General features: G+C 46.4%; 23 protein-coding genes. 14 read left to right on the forward strand and 9 right to left on the reverse strand.

What is annotated here, in order from left to right:
* Positions 1 to 213: 213 nt before the first annotated feature.
* The 6 genes from EC604_RS10515 (at position 214) to EC604_RS10540 (ending at position 7,708) form a co-directional block, all read left to right on the forward strand.
* Positions 214 to 2,157, forward strand: a complete 1,944-nt coding sequence (locus EC604_RS10515; protein ID WP_240036780.1) for an FTR1 family iron permease — start codon at positions 214 to 216, stop codon at positions 2,155 to 2,157.
* A 311-nt stretch (positions 2,158 to 2,468) separates the two neighbouring features.
* Positions 2,469 to 4,037 carry a DUF2920 family protein gene (locus EC604_RS10520; RefSeq protein WP_205127925.1) on the forward strand — a complete coding sequence of 523 codons (1,569 nt, stop codon included), beginning with the start codon at positions 2,469 to 2,471 and terminating at the stop codon, positions 4,035 to 4,037.
* Between the two features lie 78 nt (positions 4,038 to 4,115).
* Positions 4,116 to 4,847, forward strand: a complete 732-nt coding sequence (locus EC604_RS10525) for an HAD family hydrolase (protein WP_123064116.1) — start codon at positions 4,116 to 4,118, stop codon at positions 4,845 to 4,847.
* Positions 4,848 to 5,259: 412 nt separating this feature from the next.
* Positions 5,260 to 5,739 (forward strand): Dps family protein, encoded by a 480-nt coding sequence (locus EC604_RS10530; RefSeq protein WP_123064117.1) that lies wholly within the window; start codon positions 5,260 to 5,262, stop codon positions 5,737 to 5,739.
* A gap of 127 nt (positions 5,740 to 5,866) precedes the next feature.
* Positions 5,867 to 7,120 carry a nitric oxide synthase oxygenase gene (locus EC604_RS10535; protein ID WP_123064118.1) on the forward strand — a complete coding sequence of 418 codons (1,254 nt, stop codon included), beginning with the start codon at positions 5,867 to 5,869 and terminating at the stop codon, positions 7,118 to 7,120.
* Between the two features lie 129 nt (positions 7,121 to 7,249).
* The gene (locus EC604_RS10540; protein WP_123064119.1) at positions 7,250 to 7,708 is read left to right on the forward strand and encodes an NUDIX hydrolase; all 459 of its coding nucleotides are present in this window, start codon (positions 7,250 to 7,252) and stop codon (positions 7,706 to 7,708) included.
* 60 nt (positions 7,709 to 7,768) lie between these two features.
* Here EC604_RS10540 and EC604_RS10545 read toward each other — a convergent pair whose 3' ends face one another.
* The 3 genes from EC604_RS10545 to EC604_RS10555 all read right to left on the reverse strand — a co-directional run bounded on the left by EC604_RS10545 (position 7,769) and on the right by EC604_RS10555 (position 9,752).
* The gene (locus tag EC604_RS10545; protein ID WP_205127926.1) at positions 7,769 to 9,016 is read right to left on the reverse strand and encodes an MFS transporter; all 1,248 of its coding nucleotides are present in this window, start codon (positions 9,014 to 9,016) and stop codon (positions 7,769 to 7,771) included.
* A gap of 207 nt (positions 9,017 to 9,223) precedes the next feature.
* On the reverse strand, positions 9,224 to 9,418 hold the full coding sequence (locus EC604_RS10550) for a hypothetical protein (protein ID WP_123064121.1): 195 nt from the start codon (positions 9,416 to 9,418) through the stop codon (positions 9,224 to 9,226).
* Positions 9,419 to 9,512: 94 nt separating this feature from the next.
* Complete coding sequence (locus tag EC604_RS10555) at positions 9,513 to 9,752, reverse strand: hypothetical protein (protein WP_123064122.1); 240 nt, start codon at positions 9,750 to 9,752, stop codon at positions 9,513 to 9,515.
* Positions 9,753 to 10,003: 251 nt separating this feature from the next.
* Between EC604_RS10555 and EC604_RS10560 the strand changes: the two genes are divergently transcribed.
* From EC604_RS10560 to EC604_RS10580, 5 genes are all read left to right on the forward strand, one after another.
* Positions 10,004 to 11,113 carry an ABC transporter ATP-binding protein gene (locus EC604_RS10560; RefSeq protein ID WP_123064123.1) on the forward strand — a complete coding sequence of 370 codons (1,110 nt, stop codon included), beginning with the start codon at positions 10,004 to 10,006 and terminating at the stop codon, positions 11,111 to 11,113.
* Positions 11,103 to 11,936 carry an ABC transporter permease gene (locus tag EC604_RS10565; RefSeq protein WP_090924110.1) on the forward strand — a complete coding sequence of 278 codons (834 nt, stop codon included), beginning with the start codon at positions 11,103 to 11,105 and terminating at the stop codon, positions 11,934 to 11,936. The genes EC604_RS10560 and EC604_RS10565 overlap by 11 nt, the downstream gene beginning before the upstream one ends.
* Complete coding sequence (locus EC604_RS10570) at positions 11,911 to 12,720, forward strand: ABC transporter permease (protein WP_123064124.1); 810 nt, start codon at positions 11,911 to 11,913, stop codon at positions 12,718 to 12,720. Before EC604_RS10565 ends, EC604_RS10570 begins: the two co-directional genes overlap by 26 nt.
* Positions 12,717 to 13,790 carry an ABC transporter substrate-binding protein gene (locus EC604_RS10575; RefSeq protein WP_123064125.1) on the forward strand — a complete coding sequence of 358 codons (1,074 nt, stop codon included), beginning with the start codon at positions 12,717 to 12,719 and terminating at the stop codon, positions 13,788 to 13,790. Before EC604_RS10570 ends, EC604_RS10575 begins: the two co-directional genes overlap by 4 nt.
* Positions 13,791 to 14,144: 354 nt before the next feature.
* Positions 14,145 to 14,849 (forward strand): CPBP family intramembrane glutamic endopeptidase, encoded by a 705-nt coding sequence (locus tag EC604_RS10580; RefSeq protein WP_123064126.1) that lies wholly within the window; start codon positions 14,145 to 14,147, stop codon positions 14,847 to 14,849.
* Positions 14,850 to 15,154: 305 nt separating this feature from the next.
* On the opposite strand, the gene EC604_RS10585 is transcribed toward EC604_RS10580, so the two are convergent.
* Positions 15,155 to 15,655, reverse strand: a complete 501-nt coding sequence (locus tag EC604_RS10585) for a hypothetical protein (RefSeq protein WP_123064127.1) — start codon at positions 15,653 to 15,655, stop codon at positions 15,155 to 15,157.
* 245 nt (positions 15,656 to 15,900) lie between these two features.
* On the reverse strand, positions 15,901 to 16,935 hold the full coding sequence (locus EC604_RS10590) for an AraC family transcriptional regulator (RefSeq protein WP_123064128.1): 1,035 nt from the start codon (positions 16,933 to 16,935) through the stop codon (positions 15,901 to 15,903).
* A gap of 135 nt (positions 16,936 to 17,070) precedes the next feature.
* Between EC604_RS10590 and EC604_RS10595 the strand changes: the two genes are divergently transcribed.
* Positions 17,071 to 17,658: an NAD(P)H-dependent oxidoreductase gene (locus tag EC604_RS10595; RefSeq protein ID WP_123064129.1), complete on the forward strand. Its 588-nt coding sequence runs from the start codon at positions 17,071 to 17,073 to the stop codon at positions 17,656 to 17,658.
* Positions 17,659 to 17,836: 178 nt separating this feature from the next.
* Here the strand turns inward: EC604_RS10595 and EC604_RS10600 are convergent, their stop codons facing one another.
* From EC604_RS10600 to EC604_RS10615, 4 genes are all read right to left on the reverse strand, one after another.
* Complete coding sequence (locus EC604_RS10600; protein WP_123064130.1) at positions 17,837 to 18,838, reverse strand: cation diffusion facilitator family transporter; 1,002 nt, start codon at positions 18,836 to 18,838, stop codon at positions 17,837 to 17,839.
* A 180-nt stretch (positions 18,839 to 19,018) separates the two neighbouring features.
* On the reverse strand, positions 19,019 to 19,627 hold the full coding sequence (locus EC604_RS10605) for an SMI1/KNR4 family protein (protein ID WP_240036782.1): 609 nt from the start codon (positions 19,625 to 19,627) through the stop codon (positions 19,019 to 19,021).
* Between the two features lie 281 nt (positions 19,628 to 19,908).
* Complete coding sequence (locus EC604_RS10610; protein ID WP_123064132.1) at positions 19,909 to 20,682, reverse strand: DODA-type extradiol aromatic ring-opening family dioxygenase; 774 nt, start codon at positions 20,680 to 20,682, stop codon at positions 19,909 to 19,911.
* Entirely contained in the window at positions 20,679 to 21,356 is a 678-nt protein-coding gene (locus EC604_RS10615) for an alpha/beta hydrolase (protein ID WP_123064133.1), read from the reverse strand. Before EC604_RS10615 ends, EC604_RS10610 begins: the two co-directional genes overlap by 4 nt.
* 309 nt (positions 21,357 to 21,665) lie before the next feature.
* Between EC604_RS10615 and EC604_RS10620 the strand changes: the two genes are divergently transcribed.
* Complete coding sequence (locus EC604_RS10620) at positions 21,666 to 22,031, forward strand: glyoxalase superfamily protein (RefSeq protein ID WP_430538764.1); 366 nt, start codon at positions 21,666 to 21,668, stop codon at positions 22,029 to 22,031.
* A gap of 41 nt (positions 22,032 to 22,072) precedes the next feature.
* Positions 22,073 to 22,621: a helix-turn-helix domain-containing protein gene (locus EC604_RS10625; RefSeq protein WP_123064135.1), complete on the forward strand. Its 549-nt coding sequence runs from the start codon at positions 22,073 to 22,075 to the stop codon at positions 22,619 to 22,621.
* The last annotated feature ends 14 nt before the right edge of the window (positions 22,622 to 22,635 follow it).

Here is a 22,635-nt window from a genome sequence, read left to right on the forward strand (position 1 = left end):
TGCTGATTGAGTTGCGGTGAATTGGACATAAACGTTGTTTAAAAGGAGCATTCGTAACATCATGAAGCATTCTGGCAACGAGCAGAGGAGGAACAAAACACCGATGAAAACGAACGTCACATCTACTAGATCCACAACGATTACCTCCATACCTGTATCTATGTTACATCGAAGTCCACATCCAAATGGTCACGGATTAAGGGGCAAAACGATATGATCTTGCTACGCATCACATTACCTTTACGAATTACATTATCTATACTCGTAGGCCTCATCTATTCTTTTTCATGGATGGGAGAGGGACAGTTCAAATACGTTGATTATGTTTTTGGTGAACGCGTCGATGCCTTTGAGGGTATTGCTTACGCTTCTGGAGATGCTTCTTATGCGTCAGGTGCAACTGCGTCCGCTGTACCAAAGGAAAGTGCGAAAACGGATCAATTGCATGCTCTGCTTCCTTCGGTAGGAAGTGCGCTGGTAGAGGCAGGCCAGGGCAAGCTGGATGATGCCGTTCGGGATATATCCGATTTTCAGGCGTTATGGCAACAGGCCGGACAGCTGGAACCGGAGCAAAATGCAGAGCAGGTCGCCGGTTTGGCAGCTACCGTTAACGATGCACTCACCAAGGTTCAAGATGTGTTGAAGGGCAGCGATGCCGATGCTGCCAAGAGTGCGCTAGCAGACCTTGCAAGGGCAGTCAATGCATACGTAGAAGCGTTCCAAAGTGCGGAAGGCAGTAGTGACGCAGGCCGGAAGGCGGCAGCACATTTACTTCCAGATTCCCGCAGCAGTCTTGTCGCAATGCAAAAAGGAGACTGGCTTCTGGCAGAGCGTACGTATAAACGAATCGTTACTGCCTGGAAAGGCACGGAAGCACCGATTCGCAAGGATCATTTTGGGGTATACAGCCAGCTTGAGAAAAAGATGAGCCTGATTCGGATTGCAATGCAAGCTGAACCGCGCAAGGAATCACAGGCCATCCAGCAAATGAACGAAATGGTGACGTTGCTGACGGATTACAGTGTGGGTACACTCAAGGATGGAGAACTGGATAAAGAAGAAGTCAATGCTGGTTCTGCATCGCTAGCTGATCTGCTGCAATTGTTGGAACAGGTGCAGCAGCAGATTCAGGCGGGGGATAGCTCCGGAGCGGCTGCAGGCATGGAACAGTTTATCGTTGCTTGGCCTTCCGTCGAAGGACAGGTGCAGATCTCTTCGCCTGCATCGTATACCGCAATCGAGAATGAGATGACGGAAGCATCTGGCTACCTGGTCTCCAGTCCGCCGAATACATCGAAAGCAACAGTGGTGGTATCCCAAATGATAGAGCGGTTGGAACCTTTAACGGAAACAACGTCTTATACTGCATGGGATGCGGCCTTAATTCTTCTTCGTGAAGGACTGGAGGCTATTCTGGTACTGGCTGCTTTGCTGGCCTACGCCAAGAAGAGCGGACAAGCTGTTGCGCGGCGATGGATTTGGGCTGGGGCGGGCAGCGGCTTGCTCTTGAGTGTAGCGATGGCTGTAGTGCTAACACTGGTGCTGGCTGCGGCATCTTCAGGCAGTACACGCGAGATGATTGAAGGATATACCGGACTTGCGGCAGTTGTTCTGATGTTAACGGTCGGACAATGGATGCATAACAAATCAAACGCCCGCTCATGGAACAGTTATGTAGAACGCCAGGTAGGAGGAGCGCTTGCACGCGGAAGTCTATGGTCTTTGTTTGCTGTCGCTGGGCTTGCCATATTAAGAGAAGGTGCGGAAACCACTATTTTTTACATCGGCATGGCTCCTTCCATTCAGCTGTCCCAGTTGTTCATCGGGGTGGGTATAGCCTTGGTGATGCTGGTTATTTTGGCCATAGCGATTATTCAGTTCAGTGTGCGTCTGCCGGTGCGCTGGTTTTTCCTCACGGCTACGCTGCTGATCTATTATCTGGTCTTTCGTTTTCTGGGCGAGAGTATTCACGCCCTGCAGGTGTCGGCCACGCTTCCTGCACATGTGGCACATGAGTTGCCTGCCCTAAGCTGGCTTGGCATGTATCCCACATGGGAGACCTTTGTGCCGCAAATGGTGGTATTACTCTATCTGGTCTTTAGTCTGGTTTGCACCGAGAAACGCTCAGCGAGAGACATGTCCAGTACATCTATCTGACATCTGTCTGAATCAAGCAGTTGAACTCACTAAGTTGCGAAGTTTGAATTAAATAGGAGAAGCAGGACATACGTCAGAACCTTGAAGAGTTCACACGACGTATGTCTTATTTCTATTTTAAACAACACCTAATCATATGACGAGTATGAGGAGCGGATGTCAAATAAAAAGTAAGATTTACAGATGTAGTACAGGTCTGTCCCGTTGCTTCAGAGGACAGATCAAATTAATCAAAGCAGGTTGCTTTTCCGATAATGAGGATAACAAAATGCCTTTTAATTATTATGAAAACATACTTTGGAGGAGAAAAATTGGGAACTGTAGAGTATAGGGTAAGGCCGCATGCAGATATTGAATTAGGTTTTGCTAGAGAAGAGCTGGACTATTATGTTACGTTGCCAAGTGCAGGTGTAACTGAAGAAACTGGAGTGATACTAACCATTCCCGGATTTGGTGGACTTGCGGATTCTGTTTATCAATCTGAAAAATTAAATCCCTATCTGGCAGAAAAGTATAAATGCATCGTTGTCTCCATGAATTACTTTGGTATATACCGAAGCATGGAAACCAGATTGGATAATCAATTCATTGGAAATATGGAGAGAATCTACGGTGTTCCAGCAACCTACTGGGATGATATCTCATTAGATAGTGACTTCTATATGAAGGTAGGTGAGTTGCTTGAGAGAAAAGGGATCACCGCCTTGGATCACCGATGTCAGGCTCTTATGATCACAGCACGAGAAGAGTATCAGTCATTTGGATTCTTACCTGCTCTAGATTGCCTAACTGTACTGGGTGAGGTTCTCAGAAAATATCCATTAGCCAATAAGAAAAAGATAATTGCCTATGGTTCTTCATATGGTGGATATATAGCTATGCTTTGCGGTAAGTTTGCCCCGGACACATTTTCGGTCATTATAGACAACTCAGGCTTTTCACGCTCCGAGATGAAATATATTGCAGGTAGAGAGTTATTAGAAAGTGACTTTGCTGTCACTGTGAATGTTAAAAATAAAAGTTTTACTCTACCATTAGCTTATAACAATCCATGGACGATTATGGATGAAACATCACCTCATTATTTTGGAGACTCACATAAGCAGATTCGTAACTTATTACTTAGGGAGCACAGAGTTAAATCCAACACGAGATATTATATTTTTCATTGTGAGGAAGATCAAATCGCCTCGGTAGCAGACAAAGATAAAGTAGCTACTCTATTAAACATGTTTAATCCTATTAGTTACAAAAGAGTTGGAAAACAAGATATAGATGGTGTTTTATTTAAAACTTATGCACATGCCATGAATGCCTCACTAAGAAAACTCTTTGACCATGTGGCGGAACAAGATGGGGAGTATGGATTAGTGAAAGAATCAATCCACAATGAATTCACCATGAATAAGACGAACTCATACAATTGTGGTAACAAGAATTATGTGTTCAATTTTAATGACGACTATACAATGAACGTCACGATCACAGATAACATCAAGACAGACTATAATCTGATTGGATCGTTTGAGATGATGCCGCAGCTGTTAGATATCTGTGACTCAATAGACGAAGCATTGAACTATGTCGTTGTAAAAGTCTCAAACGATGAATACAGAGATGTATTTGGTGTTATGTTGGATATAATTGAAGCATTTACAGCGATAAATTTACAAATCAACGCATTTTCTGGATTTCTGAGCAAAAACGACCTGTTTCCAAACAGTGAAAAGTTAAAGAATGGCCTTCTTAAAGTGATTGAACATTTTAATAATGAAAACTGGCCTTTGTTCAATAGTCAGTTGACGGAACAAGTTGTACCTTCTTTTTTGATGTGGAAGAATGAGATGCACACTGTTTTTAGTCCGTATCTAACGCATTAAAATGTTTCATTTACAAATCGGGGCTTTAATTGCCCCGTTTGGTTCGGTATATCACCTTTCTTCAAGGAGGACAAGTAAGTGATATTACGTGGAAATAATACAGCCAAAGCCATATTTTTCGATGTGGATGATACCTTATATGATCACTTGCAGCCGCTTCGAAGAGCATTGCAGGAGGTGTTGGAATTACCGGAAGCGTTTGATTATGCGCTGGCATATCATCGTTTTCGGTATTACAGCGACTGGCTGTCTGCCCAGGAAGACCTTTCGGCGGTTCCCAAACAGGATGCGGTGGAGCGTATGAGATGCCGTAGATTCGAGCTGACGATGGCTGATTTTGGGATTGAACTGCAGCCTGGGCAAGCGCAAGAACTGCAACGAAGGTATTTGAGCAGACAGTTTGAGATTACTCCCTTCCAAGGAGCCTATGATCTGATTCGCAGACTTCTAGCGGAGGGACATACGGTGGGGCTGGTTACAAATGGAGAAGGGCAGCATCAGCGGCGTAAGTTAGAAGCGTTGGATGTATTTGGTCTGGTGGACGAGCAACGGGTGTTTATTTCTGGCGAAGTCGGTTATGCGAAACCGGACGGCAGGCTGTTTGAGCATGTGAACAAGCAGACAGGAACAACAGCAGATAATAGCTACTATGTTGGAGATTCATGGCGCAACGATGTTGCCGGAGCGGTAGACGCAGGCTGGAACATCATCTGGTTTAATCACCGTGAGGCATCGCCTGAATCGGATCATCAACCTCATTTTACGGCACGGAACTACGAGGAAATCAGTCAATTTCTTACGTTTGAATAGGTTTGTTCATAGGCGGGAACTCGGAGAATCGAAGCATTTCTAAGAATTGAACTATGATCATGTTGTAACAAGGCGTTCAGTCCTGTCATCTGTGGTTGCAGATGAAGGGCTGTTTTTTTATTCTCATTTGGGTGTGTGAGAATGTTCACTGAAGGTGGATAAGGTTGGCGGTATAACTACATGAGCAGCCTTGTTCATAGTGGAAGCAGCCTTAAGTTCATCATGAAGCCCAGCTTCATGGAATCTTCATTTGGAAGAGAGGCCAAAGCTCTTTTCAAAGTATATAGTCAATGTTATAATTAAAACAAGATTTAGATTAAGTCTAAATTGAAGAAAAGAACAACAAAGAGATTCCAAACAAATCATATTATAAACAAAACTAAAGTGAGACATTCGAAAGGGGATAAATTCCATGAGCACAATCCAAACTAACCCAAACACATCTGTAACAAACACAGCTAAACTTCAAGAGGTATTGAACCGCCAGATCGCAGGATGGTCTGTTCTTTACACGAAGTTGCATAACTTCCATTGGTATGTCAAAGGACCAAACTTCTTCACACTTCACGCCAAGTTTGAAGAATTGTACAACCTGGCTACAGCGAATATGGACGAGGTTGCTGAGCGCCTTCTGACCATTGGTGGTCGTCCTGTAGCAACGATTACAGAACAACTGCGTCTATCCCCAATAACAGAGGTACAAGGACAATTGTCTGCTGAAGAGATGGTTGAACACGTTGTTGCCGATCTGAATGCAATGCTGAATGTGATTCGCCAAGGCATTCATGAAGCTGGAGAAGCAGAAGACAATGCAAGCGAAGATATGCTGATTGGATTTACCGCAGCGCTGGATAAAGAGATCTGGATGTTAAACGCATTTTTGGGCAAATAATTGAAGTGAACCTGTTTCCTGACAACGATATGTAGAGTCCGTGAACAAACGTCCCGTTCGCTTACAAATCCGGTGTGCTTCCCGTATAATAATGGCATCCAAGATGTACAGAATGGTGGAATGAGAAATGCGGACAGACCTGGATCGATTACAGGAAGAAGCTGAACGGTTTATATATACAAGTTACGAAGAGCTGGGCCATACGCGTGAAGACGCAGAGGCCCGGCTTATTGCCATTTTGCACGAGATTGAGAAGACGGGAACCTATACCCATACCGCCCAGGAATTGGAGCATGGTTGCAAAATGGCCTGGAGGAACAGCAACCGCTGTATCGGGAGGCTGTTTTGGGATAAACTGCGGATCGTAGACGCGCGCCATGCAGAAACTTCAGGAGAGGCTGCGGAGGCTGTGTTGGATCATATCCATACAGCTTCCAATGGCGGAAAGATCATCCCTACGATTACCATTTTGCCGCCAGAAGGCCCAGGTGGAGCCCCCATCCGTATCTGGAATCATCAGTTGATCCGTTATGCGGGGTATGAGACAGAGCAAGGCATTGTGGGTGATCCTGCTTCCGTTGAACTGACCAAAGCGGCCAATTCGCTCGGCTGGCAGGGAGCTCGGGGCGATTATGATGTGTTGCCGATCATTATTCAAGCTCAAGGACAGGCCCCAGAGTGGTATGTAATACCAGAGCAGGAGATCATCGAAGTGCAGATTGAGCACCCGGAGCGAGCGGAGATTGCTGAACTCGGCATGCGTTGGTACGGCGTGCCAATGATCGCTGATATGCGGGTCGAAATCGGGGGCATTAATTACCCGGCTGCGCCATTTAACGGGTGGTATATGGAAACGGAGATTGGTGCGCGAAACTTTGCCGATACATTCCGATATAACAAGTTGCCAGATGTAGCTGCTGCACTAGGGTTAAACACGTCGAGTGAAACGACACTGTGGAGAGATCGAGCTCTGGTGGAGCTTAATGTTGCTGTGTTGCATTCATTCAAAAAGGCAGGCGTGAGTATCGTGGACCACCATACGGCTGCATCACAGTTTGCTCTGTTTGAACAGCGGGAAGAAAAGGCTGGACGCGAGCTGACTGGAGACTGGGTGTGGCTGATTCCACCAGTGTCCCCAGCCACTACTCATATTTTTCACAGTTCCTATCGGAATGAGATTGTGAAGCCGAACTTTTTTCACCAGAACCCCGCATACAGGTTTCAAAATGGGATGGCTGTTGCCGCAGACGAGGGTACCCGTGAGCAATATCATAAGCACCATGAGAACCTGGATCATCCAAACGACCAAGAGCATCCGTCCGATAAAGCCGCCCAGCCACAGGCTGGGAATACACCAATGAAATGCCCGTTTGCACATTAATTTGTGTGATCGGGTTTTTATTTTTTAACGTTTATAAACGAAAATAAGAAAGAAAAGATACATTTTTTTCTATATATGAATTCTCCAGGGGATTCTATACTGAACATATACGTGATAGGAGGCGATGTCGTGGGATACATTGAAATGTTACGGGGTCAGGTGGGTGATGCTCCGTTAATTCTGGTAAGGCCAAGCGTCATGATTGTTAACGATAAATGTGAAATTTTGTTAGTCAGACATATGGATAACACGTGGGGAGTGCCTGGCGGGATAATGGAACTCGGTGAGACGGTGGAAGAGTCTGCACGAAGAGAAGTCAGAGAAGAGATCGGGATAGAAATAAAAAAAATGCAACTATACGGTGTGTTCTCGGGAGATCAGTTGTATGCCAAATTAAGGAATGGAGATGAATACTATAATGTAGTTATTGGATATATCTGTACAGAGTATGAAGGAGAATTAAATCCGGACGGGGTTGAAGTTCTTGAAGCGAGGTTTTATCACCCGACAGAACTGCCTGAAAGTACAGACCCTTACATAAAACGCAAAATCGAGGAAAATGCACATGATCTAATTTCGCTCCTCTAAAAATCTGAAAAGCTGTTTCTCTGGATCAGGAGGAACAGCTCTTCCCAATTAAAAGAACTGCTACGTCATCTTTCTTTCATCCGATATCTGCTTCCGCATGATGGCTTGAACGGCAATGGCTGCCGCGATCAGAACAAGATTAAAGACAAATACAGCATACAGAGACAAGGTCTCCATCAGAAGTGCTGCGAGTAGGGGAGATGCAATAGAGCCGATCTCGGCTGACGAGACAATTTTACCAATGACTCCGCTTCGATTCGCTTCAGGAGTGTGATCCCCGACATGCGCAAAAAAGGAATCCATGTAACAAGCTCCGCCAATGCCACCGATGAACATGCCAATGTACACCCAGAGGTGGACAGATGTACTTAGAAAAACAACGACTTCAACGCCGATCAGGAACATGCCCAGCATGCACAGCAGGAGCCGATCACCCAAGCGGTCGGAGAGAAAACCGACAAAAGGGGCAGCCGCAAGGGTAGAGATTCCGGCTACGGTAAAGGCCAGACTGGCAGAGAAGGTATCCCATTGCATGATCTGTATTGCATAAAGTGCAAAATACGTCAGGAAAACGGCATAGGCACTCATCTCCAGGACATGCACCGTTATGTATCCTGTAAGCGGGACAGGAATAGGACCTGTGCCACGGCTTGGGCGAGACTGTGTATTATTGGAGGCATACTCCTGAGCAATCTTTTCTTGACGTGAAGTTTGATCTGCAGGAGCCGAAGAGAGGATTTCACTATCCTTCATCTCTAAAATGGGTGTTGAGCCAGATGATCTATACGTTGTTTTGTTTTGCATACCCATAACAATAACCATGGCGATCAGACAACAGCATGCAACCAGCCAGAACGGAACGGACAGCGGTACGTGGAGCGCAAGCCAGCCACTGATGACCGGTCCCAGAATCATTCCCCCACCCTCGCTACTGCTGATATATCCGTTGTATAGTCCCCGGTTATCCATATTTCCCCCGTCACTGATGATGGAGCGCACGATGACGGTCAGCCCGGTTGAAGCCATTCCTTGCAATAACCGCAACACACCGAGGAACAGGGGCGTAGAGGCAATGGCAAAACCAGCTGTACATGTGGCAAGCATAAGTAGCATAAGGACCAGAGACATTTTGACCCCTGCCCGGCGATAGAGCGCAGAGGCAGGCAGCCCGCCGGCTACTTTACCTAAATAGAACATTCCGAAAATTAAACCCATCTCCCAGCCGGATAGGCCAAGTTGGTCGATATATATCGGAAAGAGGGGCAGAATCATAAATCCCCCCATCTGGCTAAGAAAACAGACACTCATTAAAAGGGGTAGATTACGGCGCATCTCCATGGTCTTCCTCACCTCAACTCCATGATATGGAGTCCCGGCGTTATTCATTCTTTACTGAATCACTTCGAAAAATCAAAGTAACTCAAAAAGGAACGTAGCAGATGTCACTGCTACGTTTTCTTGTGAGAATTATACTGCGTAATTTAGATCAATGCGGAGCAATAGCCATATGTGCAATCAGTGATGATGGTGAGGATGTTTATTTTCATGGTCAGGTACAACAACGTTAACAACCGTTTTTTGAATATGGGTTGAGTGGTTCGTGTTTTCTGCGTTATTTTTGGACTTGTTCTTCGCGCGGTTTTTAGAAACCAGTTTGCTTTTGTTCGCAGCTTTGCTTTTTGGAGAAAGTGGAGAGAAGAAGTTAGTCATAAGGAATGCCTCCTTGATTAATGCATGATCTGCATCATCTATTTTTTGAATCTATCAACTCGTATGGGCGAGCCAACATATTGAAATAGATAGATTAGCAGTAAGGATTGCAGTGATGGTGATGATGAGAGTGTGGATGATGATGGTGATGGTGTGTATCTTTCTCTTTAGATTCTGGCAGAATGACGTTAACGACGGTTTCTTGGATATGCTGTGCCTTGCTTGTGTTGCCTGCATTGTTTCTTGATTTGTTTTTCGCGCGGTTTTTGGACACCAGCTTGCTTTTGTTTGCAGCTTTACTCTTTGGAGAGAGTGGGGACAAGTTGTTAGCCATGAAGAATACCTCCTTGTAATGGATATACGTTATACTATTCCGAATCTATTAATTCGTTTGTATAGAAGACTAATTATTAAGAAAATAGATTTATTGCCATAATATTAAAATCTGTAACGTACGAGCGTGACCTTTCAAAACAAAAGAAAATGGGGTAAATTATTCATATTCGAGATATGACTTAATTAAAGTCGTGTATAATAGGTAAGGTTTCTTAGGATAAACCCAAGGATAAGGGGGCGACGTGAAGCATGTCAGAACAACAACCGATCATTCGGTTCGAGCGGGTGACACAGCAATACGACCAGGATGAGGCTGTATTGAAAGCTGTCAGCTTTGAGATTGAACGCGGGAAATTTTATACGCTTCTCGGTCCGTCCGGTTGCGGTAAAACAACGATATTGCGGCTGATCGCCGGCTTTGCGGAGCCGACGGAGGGCAGCATTTATTTTAACGGGGCATTGATTAATAAGGTGCCTGCGCATCAGCGTCAGGTGAATACGGTATTTCAGGATTATGCGTTATTTCCACATTTGAATGTATTTGAGAACGTAGCCTTTGGCCTGCGGATTAAAAAAATGAAAACATCCGAGATTCGCAGCAAAGTGCTCGAAGCTCTCAAGTTTGTCAATTTGTCCGGCTATGAGAACCGGGAGATTGGCGAGATGTCCGGCGGACAGCGCCAGCGTGTGGCGATCGCCCGCGCGATTGTGAACGAGCCGGAAATTTTGCTGCTGGACGAGCCTTTGTCAGCGCTCGACCTGAAACTTCGTACGGAGATGCAGTACGAGCTGCGAGAGCTGCAGCAGCGGCTGGGCATCACGTTTATTTTTGTCACGCATGACCAGGAAGAAGCACTCGCCATGTCTGATGAAATCTTTGTCCTGAACGGCGGTGTCATTCAGCAGAGCGGCACGCCTAATGATATTTATGATGAGCCGATTAACCGCTTTGTCGCGGACTTTATTGGAGAGTCGAATATCGTGGCAGGCAGGATGAAACAGGACTTTGTCGTTGAGTTTGCAGGTGCACAGTATGAATGTGTCGACCAGGGGTTGCAACCGGATGAGCCTGTTGAGATTGTTATCCGCCCAGAGGATTTCGAGATCACAACCGAGGAGCAAGGCAAACTCAAGGTGAAGGTGGACTCGCAGCTGTTCCGCGGCGTGCATTACGAAATCTCGACCTACGATGACGCAGGTAACGAATGGCTGATTCATTCCACGAAGAAAGCGGTCGTGGGATCGCGCATCGGGCTTTATTTTGATCCGGAAGCCATTCATGTCATGCGTTTCAACGAAACCGAGGAAGAGTTCGACAGACGACTCGAAGCTTATCAAGAGGCCGCTCATGCAGACTAAAGCCAGCACGCGCAATGCGTATCTGATTCCATATGTGTTATGGATGGTGTTGTTCGTTGTAGCGCCGGTGCTGCTGGTTATCTATTATTCGTTCTTTGATGTGGAGGGTAACTTCACACTGGGCAACTACGCACGGTTCTTTACGCCGGTGTATATGCAGATGACGCTCAGTTCGTTCTGGTACGCGTTTCTGATTACAGCGTTCTCGTTGCTTATCTCGTATCCAACGGCGTACATGCTGACCCGTACGAAGCATAAGCAACTGTGGTTACTGCTGATCATTTTACCGAGCTGGATCAATCTGTTGTTAAAAGCGTACGCCTTTATCGGCCTGTTCGGCACATACGGTCTGACCAACTCCCTGCTGGAAGTGGTGGGCATTGGCACACAGCAGATTTTGTTCACCGATTTCAGCTTTATCTTTGTTTCGGTGTACATCTTCATTCCGTTTATGATTCTGCCAATCTTTAACGCGCTGGAAGAGATGAATCCGTCCCTGATCTATGCTGCACGGGATCTGGGCGCTTCATCCTGGCTGACGTTCCGCCGCGTGATCTTTCCGCTGACGATCAGCGGGGTGAAATCAGGCTGTCAGGCCGTATTTATCCCGGCGCTGTCCCTGTTTATGATTACCCGCCTCATTGCGGGGAACCGTGTTATTACGCTGGGTACAGCGATTGAGCAACATTTTCTCGTTACCCAGGACTGGGGCATGGGTTCGACGATTGCCGTCTTTTTGATTATCGCGATGGCGGTCATTATGTTTCTAACCGGATCAGGCAAGAAGGAGGTGCGAAATGGGAAGAAACGGAAAGCTGTCTAACGTCTATCTGGCGGTTGTGTTCGCCATTTTGTACGCGCCGATTGCCTATTTGATCTTCTATTCATTCAATAGCGGTGGCCATATGCGTGGGTTCGAAGGCTTCACGCTGGAATGGTACAGGGAAGTTTTTGCGGATACTCGGCTGCTGATTATTGTATTAAATACGTTTATTATTGCGCTGTTGTCCTCTGCGATTTCAACCATTCTGGGTGTGGCAGGTGCACTGGCGATTTATCATGTACGTCGCAAACGAACCAAAAACACACTGTTATCCCTAAACAACGTGCTGATTGTTAGTCCGGATGTCATTATTGGTGCATCCTTCCTAATTCTGTTTACGATGATTGGCATCAAACTGGGCTTCACTTCGGTATTGCTGTCACATATCGCATTCAGTGTGCCGATTGTTGTGATTATGGTGCTCCCTAAGCTGCAGGAGATGAGCCCAACCTTGATGGATGCGGCTCGCGATCTGGGGGCAGGATCATGGCAAATTCTAACGCGCGTTGTGCTGCCTTACGTGAAACCCGGTATTTTCGCTGGATTTTTCATGGCTTTGACGTACTCACTCGACGACTTTGCCGTAACCTTCTTTGTGACAGGGAACGGATACTCTACACTTTCGGTGGAGATTTACTCCAGAGCAAGGCAGGGCGTATCGCTGTCGATTAATGCGTTGTCTACCCTGCTGTTCCTGCTTACGGTGTTGCTGGTGGTTGGATATTACTTCCTTAATCGCCGTGCAGCACGCATACCAGCGGGAGGAAAGGGGCTGCGTCCATGAAACAGCTGGTACGGACATTCGCGCTTGTGTTTGTGGCCGCATTCGCCCTGATGATTCTGGCTTCGTATCTGAACAAAAGCCAGGGATATTCCGGCGGAAACACGCTGACCATCTACAACTGGGGCGATTATATTGACCCTGATCTTTTGAAGGAATTTGAAGAAGAGTCCGGCATGAAGGTCATCTATCAGACGTTTGATTCCAATGAGGCGATGCTGACCAAGATTGAACAGGGCGGCACAACGTTCGACGTGGCGATTCCTTCCGAATATGCGATTAGCAAAATGAAAGAAGAAAATCTGCTCGTTCCGATCGATCACAACAAGCTGCCCAACCTGAAAAACATCGATGCCCGGTTCCTGAACTTGAACTACGATCCAAACAACCAATTCTCCATCCCTTATTTCTGGGGAACGGTTGGTATCGTGTATAATCCGGAGCTGGTGGGTGGTCTGACATTTGACAGCTGGAATGACCTGTGGGACCCGCGTTTGAAAAATCAGATCCTGCTGCTCGATGGTGCTCGTGAAGTCATCGGTATGGGGCTGAATAGTCTGGGGTATTCACTTAATGATACGAACGAAGACCATCTCCAGGCTGCGCTCAAAAAACTCTCTACTCTGACTCCTAACGTAAGAGCCATCGTTGGGGACGAGATCAAAATGCTGCTTGCGAACGAAGAAGCCGCGGTTGGACTCGTATGGTCTGGGGATGCATCGGAGATTATGGATCAGAATGACAAGCTGGATTACAAGGTACCGGAGGAAGGTTCAAATCTCTGGTTCGACAGTATGGTTATCCCGAAAACAGCTAAAAATGTGAACGGCGCGCACCAGTTTATCAACTTTATGCTGGACCCGGACCATGCTGCACGCAATGCCGAGTACGTGGGATACTCTACACCGAATGCGGAGGCACTTAAGCTGTTGCCAGAAGATATCTCGCAGGATGAACGCTTCTATCCGGACGAGACACTGACAAGCAAGCTGGAGGTCTATAACAATCTGGGCAAAAAAATGCTATCGCATTATAACGACCTGTTTCTGGAGTTTAAAATGCATAGTAAATAATTGTCCTCCAGTCTACGCAAACTGCAACGAATACAACTCAAATATCCCCTGAGCCTATTGGTGGCTTCAGGGGATATTTGACGTTGAGTGGATTCTAGGCTCTGAGGGAACGAAACGAAGAGCTTGGCATAGGGTATCGAACATAGCTTTGATCATAAGCCCGCTCTGGCAATTCTGGTTGCCGGGAACTTTATTTACACCCGTGCGTAATAAAGCCCATAACCCCGAATATGAAAGAGTATATCGGGATGGAGGGGACGGAACGGGATGAATTGCAAAAGAATCTCTAACTGTGCAGATGTGATGATTGAATTCATGTTGTCTTACTAAAATGAAAAGGAAAGGAGGGGCGTGATGTTAGGCATTACCGTGCTTATCCTATTATCTTGGCTCTTGCTTCGTTTCACGATCAAGCAACCGTTATCTGTGCTCGGATACCGTCCGGCAGGGTTGCGTTTGCGGCAATTTGCCATAGCTTTGCTGTTGGGTATCCTTGTTTCCTCAGCAGTTCATTGGACAGAATCTTTGGTTACCATGTCAAGCTGGAAGGGGAACGCTAACTATGTATGGGCTGATTTTTGGATAGCCAGTTGGTGGAACTTCAAATCCGTCTGGTTTGAGGAATTGCTTTTCCGTGGTGCATTGCTTGTGCTTATGATTCACTGGTTAGGAGTACGATGGGGAGTCGTACTTTCTTCCATAGCGTTTGGGATGTATCACTGGTTCTCGGGCGGTGTGTTCGGAAACATCCCGGTTATGCTCATTGTATTTACAACGACCTTTATCATGGGCTTGGTTTGGGCATATGCGTATGCCAAAACCGGTTCTATGGCTCTTGCAGCAGGCAGCCATCTGGGCTGGAACGAAGCATCATCCATCCTGTTCTCTGACGGTCCGAACGGTGAGCAGTTGTTCGTTCAAGTGACAGGCATAAGCTACATGCCACTTGCCGGAATACCTTCACTGATTTTCTTTATAGCGTCAAACGCGGCCCTGCCTTTGATCCTTTTTTTCTGGATTAAATACAACTTAGCTACGCAATCAAAACCAAGCCAATAGACAATGTCACATGAAACAAAGCCCCCATAAAAAACAAAAACCACCCCTGATCACCTATAGATCAGGGATGGCTACTTTCCTTGCTTCTAAGCAATAGCACCTTAGTGCGATATCAGATAATTAACAAGTCACACATTAACGGAGGGGACAGGACAAACGAAGGAAGCGAAGCGCTCGCCTTTACCACCAGATTTTCTCAAGTGATATAATACTCAAAAAAAATCTGGGGGTAACAGCGATCCGCAGTTGTTCTGTCCCTGGAATGGCTCAGTGTAATCTAGCCCAATTCATCAGATATCATGCCACTACATATGCTTTTTGCGCCCCATAATGATATACGCCCCGCCCACAATCAACAGAATGGCCACAAACGGTTGAATGTAGCTCACACTGCTCAGTACTGAACCGATCGACATGACAGTGAAGAACAACAGGGAAAGGACCGTCAAAATATTAATCGGAATCAGCAACCATTTATTTTTGCCGCCAAACCAGTAGAGTTCAAACAAACCAACCGCTGGTGCCAGAATGAAGCCAGGCCACATCGTGCCCCAGTTACCAAACAGCATCGCGATCTGGCATACAATACCCACGGTCAGCAGCACGCCGCCTGGAACGAGCAATCCAACACCACGGCCAATCATGGAGAAGTATAGCCAGTGGAAGAACAGTCCAAGCGGAATCACAAATAACGTAGGCCAGAAAGTACCAAAGATTGTGCCTGGGCCCATTGTGCCGCCTTGATTCAGAATCAGGTACACACCGAGTAAAATCAGGACGGGTGCAAGAATCGTACGTTTAGCCATAATTTCTCTCCTTTTTGATTGTGGAATCTTTCATCCGTACAATATGTATAATCACTTTCGTTATACACAGCATACCACGAACTGGAAAAGGGGAACCTCCGTCTTTGGCGTTAAACTTATCCTAGACTAAAGTCTAGGTATGGGGTTACGATCCTATCCCTGCCGAGTCGATCACAATTACAATTGGTGCACCTCGCATAATGACAATGGGTGGTTGCATCAGATGTTTATGACCTGGCTGGTATTTACGGCTGTGCTTTCGCCAGATTAGCCCGGTATTGCCCTGGGGTCTGTCCCGTCCACTTTTTGAACGCATTCTGAAAGGCACTTTGTTCTGAAAAATGCAGGGCATAGGCGATATCGCCGAAAGCATAGTTGCCTCTTTGTAAATAACGTTGCGCCATTTCCTTCCGTACCTGAACAGAGATTTCGTTAAACGTTGTACCTTCTTCACGCAATCTGCTCTGTAGTGTGCGAATGCTCACGCCGAGATGTGCTGCCGTGTGTTGTAATGTGGGGAAGAAGGAAGGCAGACTCTCTGTGATCCAACGGCTTACTTTGCTGGAGAAGGGCTGAGAGGCATACAAGTCTGCTTGGGTCTCCTCCGCCATCTTCTCGAAAACCTTCAACATCCTGGCATCCGAATATAAAACGGGCAGCGTCAGAACCTCTTTGGATAGACGCAAGAGGGTTTGGGCAGTACCAAACTCGGGAGTGACCCCAAAAAAGTTCACGTAAACAGACAGATCACCTGCCCCGTCAGGAGCTTCGTGACGAAATTGGACTGCTCGGACCACGGCCTGGCGATTCGCCAACTTGTTGATCAGATGTAATACCGAAACAGTCATATCCTCTACGCAATGGCGAGACATGGGGAGTTCCTCATTTTGCACAGACAACTGAATGATCACATCCGGCCCGCTAACTTCCCACTCTAGTTGAAATCCACTATACAAAATATCGTTATACCGCTGGTACGCGCTAAGTGCATCACCAATCGTTTTGGAGTGCATCATGACATATCCGGGCAAGCTTAAATCTGCAAAATCCAGCCGCACGCCCTGGTGTAATCCAAAATACAGATCATTCGCATAATCAGCAGCACGTTGCATAATCCGTTCCAATTCAGTGACGGGCAACCGGGCATCCGGGTTCTCCATGATGGAGGGATCCAGATCGATGTCTTTGAAAAAGGATTCCGAGTCAAAACCTTTGTGTACCAGCGTTTTCAAAATAGGATATACCATGGATATCGGGACACTTTGGTTAAGATCTTTCATAAGTCCTCCTGTTTGCACGAATCCGCAATGATTTGGCGTCGTTGATCATTTTTTTATCTCTTCCTTCACTTTATGCTTGTGATATGTTCGTTTCATCGGTCTTCATGAACCATATTATACAGGAGGAATATACGTATGAATGCAAATAAAATTCTCATCATTAACGGTCATCCCGATCCACAGAGTTATTGTAAGGCACTGTCAGAGTCCTACGCAGAGGGCGTACGAAAATCAGGTGGGACTGTAGAGATGATCGATCTAAGTGAGATCGAGTTCAATCCTAATCTCCGATACGGCTATCGTCAGCGGACAGAGCTCGAGCCTGATTTGCTGAAGGCACAGGAACTCATTCGCTGGGCTGATCATTTGGTATTTGTTTATCCAATGTGGTGGGGAACGATGCCCGCTGTGCTGAAAGGGTTTATTGATCGGATTTTCCTGCCGGGGTTCGCCATGAGATATCGGGACAACTCACCGCTCTGGGATAAATTGCTCAAGGGGAAGTCTGCGCACCTCATCGTAACATCGGATACACCACGCCTGTACAATACACTGGTATATAGACAGGCAGGGCACCGAATCATGAAATCCAACATCCTTAAATTCAGCGGTGTATCCCCTATACGCGTGACCGATATTAGTCCAGTCCGCAAGTCCACAGATGCGTTCCGTCAGAAATGGCTGGATAAGGTGAATGAAATGGGAATGAAGCAGGCACGGTGATCTGAGAGGGATAGTCATATTAGATGAGCAGCGCACATGAAGAATAAGGAACAAAGGAACAGAGTATAGAAAAAGATCGAAGAATACAAAAGAAACGAGGCAGAGCACTTCCTGCTTCGTTTCTTTGTTGTTCAGATAAAAGCAGTGATAAGCCAGTTATGATCCTGCGAGTTCACTGCTATTTTATAACGTCCGAATGTTTCTTGCCCCAGCTGTTCACGCCGTCATCTTCAATGATGGAGATCGCCGCGTCAGCAATATCCGGGTTTGTCATTAGTTTCTCCTGAATCCGGAACTTGATATCGTCTGCATCGGCAAGACTTAATCCCTTGGTTAATTCAATCAGACCCTCGACATGGTAATACCGGCCTTCCTGAATAATACGCATCATTTGGATATCAGCCACATGGCTGTCTGCCAAAATCGTCTGGGACACCTTGTCCTCGATATCCTGTGGAGCGGCGACACCGATCAGACCAATCATGTTGTCATAGCCGACACGGAAAGCAACGGCGATCATCAGACATCCGATGATGGTGGTGACAATACCATCAAGCAAAGCGAAGTTTGTCAGTGCAATGACAACAACAGAAACGAGCGCAAGCGTCGCTCCAAGCACGGCTACAACGTCCTCGTAAAATACAAGGCGGGTTGGCGGTGCCGCGCGTCCTACATTTTTAATCGCTGCAGGCACAAGGGCAAATCCTGTCGCTTTTGGCGCACGAGCTTCTTTCAAGATTTCCTTCATGGCTTTGATGAGGATGGCTCCATCAATCACAATATTAAGCACAAGCACACCAATGTTGATCCACAGTCCGCCCGAGTGACCAGCAGGATGCTGGAGCAGATGAATGCCTTCATGAATCGTTTCATAGGCCATGATCGTCACTACAATAACGGCAATCATGCAGAAAATGTTGATGACCCGTCCGAATCCGGTCGGGAAGCGGCGTGTAGGTTTTTTCTCGGATAATACACTTCCGACAAATACAAACCCTTGGTTAATGGCATCGGCCAGTGAATGCATCGCTGATGCGAACATGGCGCCGCTGCCACTGAATATAAAGGCTCCTCCTTTACATAGTGCAAGTATGGCGTTTCCCGCCATGGCTACGGCAGAGGATGTGTTTCCTTTTTTGACGAGAGACATAAAGCTCTCTGACTTCGGTTGTTCAGCCACTTCGGTAGTTCCTCCCAGATATGTAGTTGATGTAGAAAGACAGTCCTTCTTCCGGTAGCTTGTGCATTTCCACTAAATGTTATTATAACTGCCTTTACTACTCCCAGCATTATGAAAAAATGATCATATCACCATCCGTGCGACAATGATTGTCGATAAAATAGATGTAATTTAATTGATTTAATATTCGATCACGTCGATCTCACGCAAGTTGCGATTGGATTGCTCCAGCAATTCGGTAAAGGTTTCGGCCACGTAATAGACAAAGTCAGGATCATGTTTGAACATAATCATCTGTCCGTATGTTCCTTGCTCTGTCGGGTCAAAGTCCATCATCAAATACAGCGATCCGCCTCCCAGCTTACCAAAGGTAATCCACGACTTCTGATGAAGATAAGGCTTGATTCGTGGGTCGAGCTCACGCATTTCTTCTTCAGAGAAGTAGTCTTCCATCCGAATCTCTACGGAGCCGTCATGTTCTCTCTGCATTTGTTCCAGCGATAACATGTAGAAGACCATATCTTCGTTTTGTGCTGCATCACCTGGAAAAAGGATGTGAAAGGCATATCCGCTGCCATTTTTACGTTTGTAAAATGTCCTGAAGTCTTCCGGTAGTCGTATTCCGTAGTGTTGCTCGAACGCGTCAAGCTCCTTATCGCTTGCCCCTTCCCGGTCGCGGTAGGCCTCTAGCAACTCCTGGTTTTCCTCATCCTGTACCTTTTCTTCCAGCAGTTCCAACAATTCTTCCATGAGTTCATCGATCCGTTGTTCTGATTTTGGCTCTGACATCATGTTTCGCCTCCTTAATGAGAGTTCGCATGTAATACTTGTCTGGTAAATCTGATGATGAGATGGTTTCCCACTAGTATAGATTTACTCCGTAAGCTCGTACAAGAAACGATAGACCTAGGCGGAAGTTCCGCATACTGAATTAATATGGATGTGTAAAAGTACACTTGTGGTCTATGCAGTTGCATCCAGCCGCCTAACAATATCTCAAAAAAGCGTGAGCAGCAGGGTTATCCTGTGACTCACGCTTTTGTCTTTATATGATTTAAGTAAAGTTCATGTTATTCAAATTTCCAGCAGGACAAACTCAGGTTGCCCAGCTGATACGCCCGGAATAAAAGAGAGGTTTGTTTCTTCTTATCTCCTGCACCCATGGCGATCAAGAGAGGTACGAAATGCTCGGGTGTAGGAACCGCTGCCTGAGCAGACGGAGCAAGTTTGTCATACGCGAAGAGGGCATCCGTATCCCAGCGCTCCAGCTTATCTTGAAGCCAGTTGTCGAATTCCGTTGCCCAGGAATCCACACCTTGACTTTCCCAGTTCAGACGGCGCAGGTTATGCACGGTTCCGCCACTGCCAATGACAAGAACGTCTTGCTCACGCAAAGAAGCGAGTGCTTGACCGATCTGATACTGTTGCTCACCCGTCAGATAACGGTTAACGGACAGAGCAATTACAGGAATGTCTGCCTCGGGATAGAGCAGGCGCAGTACAACCCATGCTCCATGGTCCAGGCCGCGTACCTCATCCGTCTGCACTGAAATGCCCGCTTCGGTGAACAACTTGACGATCTCAGCGGTTGTTTCTGCATGCCCTTGGGCTGGATATTTGATCTGGTACAGTTCGGGTTGAAAACCGCCGAAATCATAGATCGTGTCATATGAGCCGGTGACAGAAGAAACGAGCTGTGTAGCTGATTCCCAGTGAGCGGAGAATAGAACGATCGCTTTAGGTTTGGGCAGATCCTGCCCAAGTTTTTGCAAAAATTCAGTGTACGCATTCTCCTCCAGTGCAAGTGAAGGGGCGCCATGGGCGATAAACAAAGATGGCATCATGATTCAATCATTCCTTTCGTGTCTTCTGTAGTTACCCCAGCATCCGTCCGAAGGAAGTGTTGGAGTTTGGCATATAACTCAGGGGTTACATGGTGACCCCCGCTGTATGGCACATACGTAACTTGATTCGTATGAATGCGGAAAAAGGAAGCATTATCTTCACCCAGCTGTAACGGGAAAAGGTGATCCTGATCGCCGTGTGAGATAAATGCAGATAGATTGGATGAAGGCTGCAAAGCATATTCTTCCTTCACAAACTGCGGAATGTATCCGCTCATAGCAACGATACCTTTGATGGCATCGCCCATCACCAAGGCAAGCGTCATCGCCATGATGCCGCCCTGGCTGAATCCGGCGATATAACGCCGTGCAGGATCGATCGCATATTGAGCCGACAGCTCGATGATGAGTTGTTGCAGTCCTTGAACCGAGGCATCGTATAATTCGCGAACGGGATTGCCTATACTTTTGATCTGAAAATAAGCATAACCTCCGCCCTGTACAATAGGTCCACGAATGGCAACAATAATGAAATCGGAAGACAGCGGCTCCATTAATCGAAGCATGTCCTGCTCATCTGATCCCATGCCGTGCAGGGCAAAAATAACGGGATATTGCTGGGCTTTATCGTAATGTGGAGGCAGTTTCACCTCATGAATATAAGTAGAATTCAAACCAATACACCTCCAGGTGGAATATGAGTTGCGATGAATCAATGTATAAAATGAATGTATAGATCAAAAAAATGCATAGATCAAACCAATGAAGCAAAAGAGTGGAAAGAAGTAATGACAGGGATTAAACTAAAAACATAAAGTTCACCAATGTGAAAATAATATTCTTATTGATGAACAAAATTTATCATGCTTTCATTGTAGGGTCAACACTTTTTTTGTATGATGAAAATATGTTTTGTATAGGGGAACTTGGATTGAGCATCCATACTGTACTTTATTTCTGTAGAGGAGGACGTGAAGAAGATGATGAAACATATCGTACCTATTCTTAGAATTTTTGATGAAGCGAAGGCTAAGGAATTTTACACGGATTACTTGGGGTTCAACGTGGACTGGGAACATCGATTTGAGGCCGATATGCCGCTGTACATGCAGGTGTCGCAGGATGAGATTGTCATTCATCTGTCCGAACATCACGGAGACTGTACCCCTGGTGCGGCATTACGCATTGAGACAGAGCATCTGGAGGAGCTGCATGAGCGGATTTCTTTGCAAAAATATAAATATGCGAGACCTGGTATTGAAAAAACCCCTTGGAATTCACGGGAGATGACCATTACCGATCCATTCGGTAATCGGCTTATTTTTGTAGAGTCAACGGTTGAATCTTGATTTCAAGGGAACGGCAGTAAGAGAGAAGAGAGGGCGGTCACATGGATATTGGCTTGGCCATTCGAACGATACGCAAACAGAAACAGATTACGATTATGCAGCTCTGTGAGGGGACAGGGTTATCCAAAGGATTCATCAGTAATGTGGAAAATAACAAAACGTCACCGTCCATCGCTACATTGGAAAGCATAGCGGACTACCTGGGCGTCCCGCTTCCTTACCTGTTGTTGACATCAGAGCAGCGTATGAATGTGGTTCGCAAGCATGAACGCAAGGAGACTACAGCAGGTAGCGGGCAGATTAAAGTGCAGCAGTTAACCGCCAAAGGCGCGATGCGTATGTCCATTGTAGAACTGCCAGCAGGAGCTTCGACGGGGATCAGCAAACATGCGGGAGAAGAAAGTCATCTGGTACTGCAAGGTGTCATCCAAGCAAAGCAGGGGGAAGATGTCGAGACGCTGGAAGCGGGAGATTCGTTTACATGGAACGCGATTGTACCGCATGAAGTGACCAATATCGGCAAGGAACCCGCCGTTGTACTGATTGCGGTGTCCAAGGAATTGGAGCTGGATCATCTGTTGAACAAGTAAGCAGGAGAGATGAC

This window comes from Paenibacillus amylolyticus (assembly GCF_003719335.1).
GTDB lineage: Bacteria > Bacillota > Bacilli > Paenibacillales > Paenibacillaceae > Paenibacillus > Paenibacillus amylolyticus_D.